The 10,668-nt window shown below is 74.1% G+C and carries 9 protein-coding genes and 1 pseudogene; 5 read left to right on the top strand and 5 right to left on the bottom strand.

Going from position 1 to position 10,668, the window contains the following annotated elements; translation table 11 throughout:
* Nucleotides 1-98: 98 nt before the first annotated feature.
* From ACZ7HQ_RS13810 to ACZ7HQ_RS13820, 3 genes are all read left to right on the top strand, one after another.
* Nucleotides 99-1,352: an FUSC family protein gene (locus tag ACZ7HQ_RS13810; RefSeq protein ID WP_470988357.1), complete on the top strand. Its 1,254-nt coding sequence runs from the start codon at nucleotides 99-101 to the stop codon at nucleotides 1,350-1,352.
* A gap of 70 nt (nucleotides 1,353-1,422) precedes the next feature.
* Nucleotides 1,423-2,478: a hypothetical protein gene (locus tag ACZ7HQ_RS13815; protein WP_470988359.1), complete on the top strand. Its 1,056-nt coding sequence runs from the start codon at nucleotides 1,423-1,425 to the stop codon at nucleotides 2,476-2,478.
* Nucleotides 2,479-2,584: 106 nt separating this feature from the next.
* Entirely contained in the window at nucleotides 2,585-3,784 is a 1,200-nt protein-coding gene (locus ACZ7HQ_RS13820; RefSeq protein ID WP_470988361.1) for a lactonase family protein, read from the top strand.
* Here the strand turns inward: ACZ7HQ_RS13820 and ACZ7HQ_RS13825 are convergent.
* Both ACZ7HQ_RS13825 and ACZ7HQ_RS13830 read right to left on the bottom strand, forming a co-directional pair.
* On the bottom strand, nucleotides 3,752-4,477 hold the full coding sequence (locus ACZ7HQ_RS13825; protein ID WP_470988363.1) for a DUF2470 domain-containing protein: 726 nt from the start codon (nucleotides 4,475-4,477) through the stop codon (nucleotides 3,752-3,754). The two genes, ACZ7HQ_RS13820 and ACZ7HQ_RS13825, sit on opposite strands and share 33 nt — an antisense overlap.
* 102 nt (nucleotides 4,478-4,579) lie before the next feature.
* Nucleotides 4,580-5,185 carry a TetR/AcrR family transcriptional regulator gene (locus tag ACZ7HQ_RS13830; RefSeq protein ID WP_470988366.1) on the bottom strand — a complete coding sequence of 202 codons (606 nt, stop codon included), beginning with the start codon at nucleotides 5,183-5,185 and terminating at the stop codon, nucleotides 4,580-4,582.
* A 117-nt stretch (nucleotides 5,186-5,302) separates the two neighbouring features.
* Between ACZ7HQ_RS13830 and ACZ7HQ_RS13835 the strand changes: the two genes are divergently transcribed.
* Nucleotides 5,303-6,793 (top strand): cytochrome P450, encoded by a 1,491-nt coding sequence (locus tag ACZ7HQ_RS13835; RefSeq protein ID WP_470988369.1) that lies wholly within the window; start codon nucleotides 5,303-5,305, stop codon nucleotides 6,791-6,793.
* An 87-nt stretch (nucleotides 6,794-6,880) separates the two neighbouring features.
* On the opposite strand, the gene ACZ7HQ_RS13840 is transcribed toward ACZ7HQ_RS13835, so the two are convergent.
* From ACZ7HQ_RS13840 to ACZ7HQ_RS13850, 3 genes are all read right to left on the bottom strand, one after another.
* The gene (locus ACZ7HQ_RS13840; protein WP_470988371.1) at nucleotides 6,881-7,621 is read right to left on the bottom strand and encodes a PIG-L deacetylase family protein; all 741 of its coding nucleotides are present in this window, start codon (nucleotides 7,619-7,621) and stop codon (nucleotides 6,881-6,883) included.
* Nucleotides 7,622-7,662: 41 nt separating this feature from the next.
* On the bottom strand, nucleotides 7,663-8,964 hold the full coding sequence (locus ACZ7HQ_RS13845) for an alpha/beta fold hydrolase (RefSeq protein ID WP_470988374.1): 1,302 nt from the start codon (nucleotides 8,962-8,964) through the stop codon (nucleotides 7,663-7,665).
* A 110-nt stretch (nucleotides 8,965-9,074) separates the two neighbouring features.
* The gene (locus tag ACZ7HQ_RS13850) at nucleotides 9,075-10,100 is read right to left on the bottom strand and encodes a LacI family DNA-binding transcriptional regulator (RefSeq protein ID WP_470988376.1); all 1,026 of its coding nucleotides are present in this window, start codon (nucleotides 10,098-10,100) and stop codon (nucleotides 9,075-9,077) included.
* A gap of 98 nt (nucleotides 10,101-10,198) precedes the next feature.
* Between ACZ7HQ_RS13850 and ACZ7HQ_RS13855 the strand changes: the two are divergent.
* A pseudogene (locus ACZ7HQ_RS13855) lies at nucleotides 10,199-10,624 on the top strand (FGGY-family carbohydrate kinase); the annotation flags it as partial.
* Nucleotides 10,625-10,668: the final 44 nt, after the last annotated feature.

Consider the following 10,668-nt stretch of genomic DNA (forward strand, 5'->3'; position numbering starts at 1 on the left):
TCTCCGCCACTGAGACCACACTAGGAACCCTTGCGGACAGTTACGGTCCTCGACCAGGGCACGTTCGACCCGGGGGAGGAACGGGAACAGGCCAAGGGATGCACGATGTACGGAAGTGGACCGCGGGACTGCTGCGCCTGCTGGAGCGCCGCCGGCAGCCGGTGGTCGTCCAGACGCTGCGGTCGGCGACGGCGGCGACGATCGCCTATGTCGTCGCGCTGCGGCTGAGCCCGGAGCCGGCCCCGCTGACCGCACCCCTGACCGCGCTGCTGGTCGTCCAGGTGACCTTCTACGCCACGCTCACCAACGGCATCCGCCGGGTGAACTCGGTGGTGGCCGGGGTGCTGGTGGCGATCGCCTTCAGCGTGCTGGTGGGGCTCACCTGGTGGAGCCTCGCGCTGCTGATCGTGGCCGCGCTGGCCGTCGGGCACCTGGTGCGGGTCGACGAGTACGTGGCCGAGGTGGCGATCAGCGCCATGCTGGTGCTCGGCGTCACGACCGTCGGGTTCACCGCCTGGGCGCGCATCGTGGAGACGCTGATCGGCGCGGTCGTCGGGACGGCCTGCAACCTCCTGCTCCCGCCACCGGTGTGGGTGGACGAGGCGGGCCGCTCGATAGGGGACCTGGCGCGCCGGGTACGGCAGCTGATGCTGCGGATGGGCGAGCAGGCCGCGGGCCGGACCCCCTGGGAGCAGGCCGCCGAACGGCTGCACGAGGCACGCCGGCTGGACCAGCACATCGCCCACGTGGACGCCTCGCTGCGGCAGGCCGAGGACAGCCTGCGGCTCAATCCGCGCGTCAAGGAGGGGCTGCTGCACCGGGTGGTGCTGCGCACCGGTCTGGACACCCTGGAGATCTGCACGGTGGTCCTGCGGGTGCTGGCCCGGTCCTTCACCGACCTGGCGAAGGCCCGTGGTACCGAGGAGCTGTTCCCGGCCCGGGTCGGGGTGACGGTGGAACAGCTGCTGTCGGAGATCGCGGACGCGGTGGTCAGCTTCGCGGTCCTGGTCACCACCCATCTGAGCGAGAACGCCGAGTCGGCGGAGGCACGCCTGTCGGCCGAGCTGCACACGGCGGCCGGCACCCGGGACCGGCTGGCCGAGCTGCTGCGGGAGGAGATCGGCAGGGACTGGGCGAACTGGCAGCTGTTCGGGGCGGTGCTGACCGAGACCACCCGGATCATCGACGAGCTGAACACCGAGCACCGCACCCGCCGTCTGCTGGACGAACTGGACCGGGTCTCGCGCGAGCAGCAGGCGAAGCTGCCGCGGATGACCCGGCTGCGCGAGCGGCTCGGCGTGCAGGAGGAGCTGTGGCGGAACCGTACGGGCTTCGGCGGGCGTTCTCCGTGAGGAAAGCGCCGGGCGTGGCCCGGTGAGGAGGGCGCCGGGTGGGCCGGCGCGCGAGGCGAGGGGGCGACCGATGGCCGGTTCCGGTTCCGGGGTGCGGATCGACGGGAACACACTGCGGCTGCCGGGCGGGGTGGCGGTGCGGTTCATCCGCACGCTGCGGCTGCCGGAGACCGGCACGCATCCGCTGCCGCCGGGGCTGGGCGAGTTCCCGGTCCGGCGGGTCGCGGACCACGCCGACACCGTCCCGGACGAGTGGCGGGCGCGCGGCGGGATGATGCTGCCGGTGTATCTGCGCGAGGCGATGTGGCTGAGCTTCTCCGGCACGACGGAGCCGGCCGCGCTCCAGGTCGGGGTCGGCAAGGTGTGCGCGGTCTCCGGCAGGCCCTGGAGCGGCCGTCTCGCCCGGGATCCGCAGAACTACGTGGTGCTGCCCCGCCAGCCCTGGCTGGACGGCATCAACTCCGGCAAGGGGACCGTCCGCCAGTTCGTCGCCGTGCCGCTGGGTCTCGGCGCGACCGTGGAGGGGCAGGTCACCGGCGAGGAGGTGTGGGGCGGGGTGCAGCTCCAGTCGTTCCCGCTCAGGGAGCCGGTGCTCGCCGAGTGGCGGCGCCGCGAGCGGGAGCGGGAGCAGGCGCGCCGCAGGACCCTGTCGGCGGGGCCGACGGGCGCGTACGGCGCGGCGATGATGGCGTCCGCGCCCGGCGCGGTGCCGCCTCCCGCGGCCCCGGGTGGCGCGCCTCGGGGCGCCGCCATGGGTCTGGGTGTCGGCGGCTCGATGCGCCAGGAGGTGTACCGGGACGAGCGGCCGCCGGCGGACTGGTCCGAGGAGCCCGCGGGGCGCGTGTTCGTACACCTGGTCACGCCCCCGGAGTGGCGGCGCATCACCGGCGAGGCGCCCCCGCCGTCACCGGTCGACCGGGCGGCGTACACCCGGGCGGGGCTGCCCTGGTACGACTACTACGACGCCGACGCCGAGGATCTGGCCCCCACGGACGCTCTGGGGAAGGTCAAGCCGGTCGGCGAGTGGCTCGGGGACGACCTGGACCCGTGGCAGGCGCCGTCCGCCGGCCAGGTGACCCCGCTGAAGGACGCGCAGGGCAAGCCGGTCGAGGACGGCGACTGGTAGATCGCGTTGCACGGCCCGCAACCCGCGTTGCCGTGCTTGCCCTTTGCGCCGGCAGGGGCCAAGGTGGCAGTCACGACCGGGGACCACCGACGATCTGAGGTTGTGCATGGACACGGACGACGAGCCGGTGAACGGACGCTGGAGCCGGCGCCGGTTCGTCGGGGCCGCGGCGGGCGCGGCGGCCGTGGTCGCGGTCCCGGCTCCGGCGGCGCCACCGGCCGGCCCGCCGTCCCCGGCGGGCGCGCCCCACGCCGCCGTGCCTTCCCGCGGGGCGTCCGGACCGCGTCCGCTGTACGTGGGCACGTACACCTCCGTCGAGGGCGGCGGCGCCGGCATCGGGTTGGCCTCGTACGACCCGGCGACCGGCCGGATCACCGGTTCCGGCACGCTGACCGGCGCGCCCGACCCGTCGTATCTCGCCGCCCACCCGGACGGCCGCACGCTGTACGCGGTGGCCGAGCGACAGGACGGCGCCGTGACGGCGGTACGCCTCGCGGACCGACGGGTTCTTGTCAGCCGCGGCACGGGCGGCGCGGGTCCCTGCCATCTGTCCGTGCATCCCTCCGGGCGCTGGCTGCTGGGCGCCAACTACGGGTCGGGCAGCGTCGCCGTGCATCCGATCGACGCCTCGGGCGCCCTCGGCGAGCGCACCGACCTCGTCACCCACACCTCTCCGCCACCGGGTCCGGGTCAACAGGGGCCGCACGCCCACCAGTTCGTCACCAGCCCGGACGGCGGCCATGTCCTCGCGGTCGACCTCGGCACCGACACCGTCTACAGCTACCGTCTCGACCAGACGAAGGGCACCCTGGCGGAGGTGGCGCAGGCACACACCCGGCCAGGTGCCGGACCGCGCCATCTGACCTTCCACCCGGGCGGCCGGTACGCGTATCTGGCCAACGAGGTGGACGACACGGTCGTGGTCTGCGGCTACGACCCCGCCTCGGGCCGGCTGACGATCGGCGAGCCGCAGCCGACGGGGTCGGACGGCGGCACCAACTACCCGGCGCAGTTCGTGGTGACGGCGGACGGCCGGTACGCGTTCTTGGCGAACCGGGGCCACAACAGCCTCGCACGGTACGCGATCGAGGCCGAGGGCGCCCGGCTGCGGCTGCTCGGTACGGTGCCGGTGGGCGGGGACTTCCCCCGGCAGATCGCCCTCTCCCCGGACGGCGGGCTGCTGTTCGCGGCGAACCAGCGCTCGGGGACGGTCACCGTCTTCCACGTGGACCGGTCCGACGGCGAACTGCGGTCGGCCGGCGAGCCGTTCACCTCACCCGTCGCCGTCTGCGCGCTGCCGCTGTAGGGCACGGGGGCAGGCGGCGGCACTGGCCTGCGCCAGCAGGGCGTGCACGCGTTCGGTGAGCTGGGCGACGTCGTCGGCGGGCGTGTGGAAGGGCAGCCGTACGTCGCCGTGGGCGCGGGTGCGTTCGATGCGCAGGGTCAGGCCGTGCCGGTCGACGGCGAGAGGGAGCACGCGGGTCGCGCCGTGCAGGCTCTGGGGCCGTACGAGCCGGGTCAGCCGCTCGACCGCGTCCGGGTGGGCGTCGGCGAGGTGGGTGAGGAGCCGGGCCTCGGCGCCGGCGAGCGGGTCGGGCCGGGCGGCGGCGAACTCGTCGAGGTCGACGACCACGGCCCCCGAGGACTGCCGCAGCACCACCCGCGTGGGCCTCAGCAGCAGGGTGCCCCGGTCCGGCGCGAACCAGCCGGCGAGGTGGAGCCGGGCCCGGATCCGGCCCCGGACCGGTACGGGCGCCACGTCGGCGAACTCCAGCACGGCGGAGGGCTCTTGACGCGGGGCGCACAGGGTCGCCGCGAACAGGGCGCTGTCGTCGGGCACCGTCAGCCGCACGGCGCCGTCCTCGGTCACGGTGTGCGCGCCGACGTACTCCTCGCGGGCGCCGTCCGCGGTCACCGCGCACGACCAGGCGGCGGCCAGCACCGATCGCGCCCGTTCCGCCGCGCCGGGTGCGGCCGTCCAGTCCTGCGTGTCACCCATCCCGAACCTCCTTAGGTAAGCCTTGCCTAACCTATCGAAGATCGAGGCGCACGCCAACCACACGCCACCGGCGGAAAGGATCGGACGGGGGTCGGGCGGGAGTCAGGAGATGACGCCCAACAGCGCCCGCGCACACAGGTCGCGCACCTGCTCACGGGTCAGGTCGGCGTCGCGCAGCCACTCCAGGCACACGGCCGTGGTGAAGGCGAGCCAGCCGCGCACGGCCAGGCGCACATGCGGGGCGCTCTCGGAGACGGGCCCGAACTCGGGGTCGGCGGCGAGCGCGGCGAGGATCTGCTGCTCCTGGGCGGCCAGGGCCCGCTGGTAGACCCGGCGCACGGCCTGGTCGCCCGCCGCGTCGGCGCGGTGGAAGGCGCGGAAGCCGTGGGCGTGCGCCTGGACGTAGCCGAGATAGGTGTCGAGGCCGGCGGTGAGCTGCTCGCGCACCGGTACCCCGGGCACGGCCGCCGTCATGCGCAGCATCCGCTCGCTCTCGCGCTCCACGACCGCCGCGAAGAAGTCCCGCTTGGTCGGGAAGTAGTGATACAGCAGCCCGCGGGAGACCCCGGCGATCTCGGCGACCTGCTCGATCCACACGTCGTCGTAGGGGCTCTCCGAGAACAGCTTCGCACCGACCGACAGCAGCTGCTCACGACGCTCCCCGGTGCTGAGTCGGCGCCGGGCGCGCTCCCCCTGGTTCGCGGGCATGGCGTCACTTTACTTGACGCGGGTTCAACAAGCGGCCCACACTGAAACCGTTATTGAACCCACGTACAACACACGCGTCACAGATCGACGGCCGCTGGATCAAGGGAGATCGGCGTCATGGCGGAGACAGCGGGGACGACGGCGGAACCAGGCCTGCAGAAGGGGTTCCGGAGCGCCGAGCAGGGCTGGCCCGAACTGCACCGCATCCCGCATCCGCCGCGCCGGCTGCCGCTGCTCGGCGATGTGCTCGGCGCCGACCGGCGCCGGCCACTGCAGGACTCCATGCGCTTCGCGCGCGAGCTGGGGCCGGTCTTCCGGCGTCGCGCCTTCGGCAAGGAGTTCGTGTTCGTGTGGGGCGCGAAGCTGGTCGCGGACCTCTCCGACGAGTCCCGGTTCGCCAAGCACGTCGGTCTCGGCGTGGCCAACCTGCGGCCGGTCGCCGGGGACGGCCTGTTCACCGCGTACAACCACGAGCCCAACTGGCAGCTGGCGCACGACGTCCTGGCGCCCGGCTTCAGCCGGGAGGCCATGGAGGGCTACCACGGGATGATGCTGGCGGTCGCCGGCCGGCTGACCGAGCACTGGGACCGCGAGGCGGCGGCCGGCCGCACGGTCGACGCGCCCGGGGACATGACGAAACTGACCCTGGAGACGATCGCGCGCACCGGTTTCGGGCACGACTTCGGCTCCTTCGAGCGGGACCGGCCGCACCCCTTCGTCACCGCGATGGTCGGCACGCTCACCTACGCCCAGCGCCTCAACAGCGTGCCCGCACCGCTGGCCCCGCTGCTGCTGCGCGCCGCCGCCCGGCGCAACGCCGCCGACCTGGCCTACCTGAACCACACGGTCGACGACCTGGTCGCGGCCCGCCGCCGCTCCGGCCGGGGTGACGGTGACCTGCTGGACCGGATGCTGGAGACGGCCCACCCGAAGACCGGCGAGAAGCTGTCGGCGCAGAACGTCCGCAAGCAGGTGATCACGTTCCTGGTCGCGGGTCACGAGACCACCTCGGGCGCGCTCTCCTTCGCCCTGTACTACCTCGCCCGGCATCCCGAGATCGCCGCCCGGGCCCGCGCCGAGGTGAACCGCGTCTGGGGCGACACCGAGCAGCCCGGCTACGACCAGGTGGCCAAGCTCCGCTACCTCCGCCGGGTGCTGGACGAGTCCCTGCGCCTGTGGCCGACCGCGCCCGCCTTCGCCCGTGAGGCCCGCCAGGACACGGTCCTCGCCGGCGAGCACCCGATGCGGCGGGGCGCGTGGGCGCTCGTCCTCACCCCGATGCTGCACCGCGACCCGGAGGTGTGGGGCGAGGACGCCGAACGCTTCGACCCGGACCGCTTCGAGGCGGCGGCCGTACGGGCCCGCCCCCCGCACACCTTCAAGCCCTTCGGCACCGGCGCCCGGGCCTGCATCGGCCGTCAGTTCGCCCTGCACGAGGCGACCCTGGTCCTCGGCCTGCTGCTGCGCCGCTACGACCTGTCGGCCGACCCCGCCTACCGGCTGACCGTGACCGAGCGGCTGACGGTGATGCCGGAGGGCCTGCGGCTGCAGTTGACGCACCGCTCAGCGCCCCGGAAGCCAGAGGCACTCCGCACGGTCAGCGGCTGAAGAGGGCGGCGGTGTGCGAACAGCCGGGGGCGCGGCTGCAACCGACCCGACGGTCAGCACCCCGGAAGGCGCAGCCACTCCGCACGGTCAGCGGCTGAAGACCTCGAACGCCACCGCCGGCGTACCGCCGAAGCGCTCGGCGAGGGCGGTGGTCTGCGTGCTCAGGAAGTCGCGGACGTAGCTCTCGGGGTCCTGGTCGGTCAACGCCTCCAGATAGCTGCGGTGTTCGAGCAGCGAACGCACCGCCCGCTCCAGACCGGGCCCCGCGTCGACCGCGTGGGTGGGCCGGCTGGAGCCGGCGACCGCCACCCAGCGGACGCCGGCCCAGGGCTCGAGGCCCTGCTCGGTGAGTTCGGGAAAGATCCAGCGGTTGCCCGCGTCCGCGGCGGCGTCCAGGGTGGCCCGGCCGACGGCGATGTGGTCCGGGGTGTTCCAGGTGACGTCGCCCCAGGTGTCACGGTGGTTGAGGGTGAGGACGAGCTCGGGCCGGTGGCGGCGGATCGCGGCGGCGATGTCCCGGCGCAGCGCGGGGCCGTACTCGATCACTCCGTCCCGGTGGCCCAGGAACTCCACCGTGCCGACGCCGACCACGGCCGCGCTCGCCCGCTGCTCGCGCTCGCGCAGCGGGCCGCAGGTGGCGGGGTCGAGCGTGTCGATGCCCGCCTCGCCACGGGTCGCCAGCACATAGGTGACCTCTCGGCCGCCGTCGGTCCAGGCCGCGACGGCCGCGGAGCACCCGTATTCGAGGTCGTCCGGGTGGGCCACCACGGCCAGGGCGCGCTGCCAGTCCTGGGGCATGGGCTGGAGTTGGGCGATCTCGGCGGTCATGGTCCGCACACTATGCGCTCCGCGGGCAGGGCCGCGAGGGGTCACACCTCGTCGCGTGCCATCGCCAGCAGCCGGTCCAGGACGCGGGGTGCGCCCGTGCGCAGGCCGTCGTGCTCGAACTCGTCGGTGACCCACGTGCGCAGGCCCCGGATCGCGCGGGCGGTCTCCAGGGAGTGGGCGGTGTCGACGTACATGTCGTCGTGGTAGACCGCCGCCACGACCGGGACCTCGTTGGCGGCGAGGCGGGCCCGGTCGTAGAGGGGCTGCCAGTCGGTGCGCGCGGCGAGCAGGTCGGCCGTCTCGCGCAGCGGGCGCAGCGCCGGGTCGGTGTCGAACATCCACGGGTGGACGGTCTCGCCGGTGAAGAGGACCGGCGTGTCGCCGGCGAGCGCCTTGGCCGCGTCGAACTGCGGGAACTCGGCGCGGACCCGCTCGGCGGCCCAGGCGGTGGGCCGGGCGTCCTGGCCGTAGATCGACTCGTGGACGAGGGCGTAGAGGGGGTGGCTCGCGTACGACAGCAGGGACTGGGCCTGTTCCCGGAAGGCGTCGGAGAGGTCGAGGCCGCCGGGCGTGCGGACGAAGGCGTCCTCCAGGAGGTGGTGCAGCCGGTGGCTGCCGTCGCTCGTGCCGAGCATCAGGCCGAGGGACTGGAAGGCCTCGACGGTGAACCGGTAGCCGTTCGGCAGGAGCACGTCCTGGGTGAGCAGGTGGTCGGCGATGCGGCGGGCCCGTTCCACGTCGTGCGGGTAGCGGGCGTAGTGCGCGGTGACCTTGCGTTCGATGCGTGGGTAGGCCGCGCGGTAGACGTCGTCGGCGTGGGCGTGCAGGGAGGGCAGGCCGCCGGTGACGACGGCGGTGGCGAGGCCTTCGGGGGCGAGGGAGAGGTACGACACCGTGCAGAAGCCGCCGAAGCTCTGGCCAAGCACGGTCCACGGGGCGCCGCCGGTGACCTGGGCGCGGATGGTCTCGCAGTCGCGGACGATGGAGTCGGCGCGGAAGCGGGTGAGGTAGTCGGCCTGCTCGGCGGGGCCGCCGCGCAGCGGGAGCGTCTGCCGGTTGGCGGGGGTGGAGCTGCCGGTGCCGCGCTGGTCGAGGAGGAGGACGCGGTAGTCCTTCAGGGCCCGGTCGAGCCAGGCCTGACGTCCGACGAAACGATTCGCCCCGAAGCCCGGGCCGCCCTGGAGATACACCAGCCACGGCAGCTCCTGCCCGGCCTTGTCGCTCGCGACCGCCTCACGGGCGTACAGCTCGATCGTCTCGCCGTCCGGGGCGGCGTGGTCGAGGGGCACGGTGAAGCGGCGGTCGGTGAGGATGACGCCGGGCTGGCGGTAGCTGAGGCTCAACGGGTCTCCCGGGACGGATGGGCCGGACGCCTTCCAGTTCAGCACAGGACGGGGCGCGCGCAGACCCCCGGGATCATGGATTGTTACTGAACTTCCGGTCAGCACCCGGCTCATCGTGCGGCGAGGCTGGAGCGGCGGACCACCAGCTCCGGCTGGAGCACCACCCGGCGGTGCTCGTGCGTCCGCTCGCCCTCGCCCTGCTCGGTCTCCTCCAGCAGAAGCCCGGCGGCGAGGGCGCCCAGGGTGACGGCGGGCTGCCGTACGGAGGTCAGCGGTACGGCGGCGGCCGCCGCGAACTCGATGTCGTCGTAGCCGACGATCGCGAGGTCGTCGGGGACGGTGACGCCGGCCGCGTAGAGAGCCTGCAGGACGCCGAGAGCGAGCAGGTCGTTGGCGCAGAACACAGCGGTGGGGCGGTCGGCGAGGCCCAGCAGGCGGGCGCCGGCGTCCCGGCCGGCGGCCACATCGAGCCGTTCGGTGGGCAGCTCGCGCAGCGCGTCGGGGCCGAGGCCGGCCTCGGCGAGCGCGTTCAGCGCGCCGGTGCGGCGGTCGCGGACCTGGTTGAGTCCGGGCGGTCCGCCGACGTAGGCGATCGAGCGGTGCCCGGCGTCGGCCAGGTGCCGGACCGCGAGCGCGCCGCCGGCCACGTCGTCCACGGAGACCGAGCACTCGGTGGTGCCCTCGGCGACCCGGTCGACCAGCACGAACGGGATGGCGTGCCGGCGAAAGGCCTCCATGTTCCGGCCGGTGGCGTCGGCCGGCGTGAGCAGCACACCGCGCACCCGCTGCTCGGCGAAGAGCGCCAGGTAGTCGGCCTCTTCGGCGGAGTTCTGGGCGCTGTTGCACACCATCACGCCGAGCCCCGCCGCGCGGGCCGCCCGCTCGGCGCCCCGTGCCACGTCCACGAAGAACGGGTTGCCCATGTCCAGCACAAGCAGACCCATGATCCGGCTGCGGCCCGCGCGCAGCTGCCGCGCGGACTCGCTGCGGACGTAGCCGAGCCGGTCGATCGCGGACACCACGCGCGCCCGGGTCTCACGGGCGACGGTGTCCGGGCGGTTGATGACGTTCGACACCGTGCCCACCGACACTCCAGCGGCGCGGGCGACGTCCTTGATACCCACCGACTGGGCCATCGGGCGAAGACCTCCAAGGGGCGAACCGGGGCGGCGGGCGATCCTTCACACTACCCGCGAAGTCGGCTCGGACCTCCTCCTGCGCGAGGCGCGGGACCGTGCCGGCGCTGCGCTCGGTGGTGGACGCCGGGAACGAGACGTTCCTGGCGCCGGGCCGGATGCGCATCCTGGACTCCCTCGCCCACCGGCGGACCGTCGCGGACGCACAGCGGCTGGCCCGGCATCCGGCGGACGTGGTGTACGCCGTCGGAGGCGGCACCCGCAACGCGCTGCTGTGCCGGCTGACCGCCGACGCCTGCGGGCTGCCCGTGGTGGCGGGGGGCGGCGGAGGCGGCGGCCCTGGGCAACGTCCTTGTCCAGGCCCCGGCCCACGGGCTGGTCGGCGACCTGGCCGGGCCCACGGGCTGGTCGGCGACCTGGCCGCGATGCGCCGCCTGCTCACCCGTACCCAGCCACTGACCCGGTACGCGCCCCGCGGCGACGGTGCCCGCCGGCGGGAGGCCGAGGCACGGCTCGCCACGCGGCGAGGACGTCCGCCCGGCGAGGCCGTCTCCCCTCGGCGTTGTCC

It is taken from the genome of Streptomyces sp. NPDC037290, assembly GCF_055603245.1.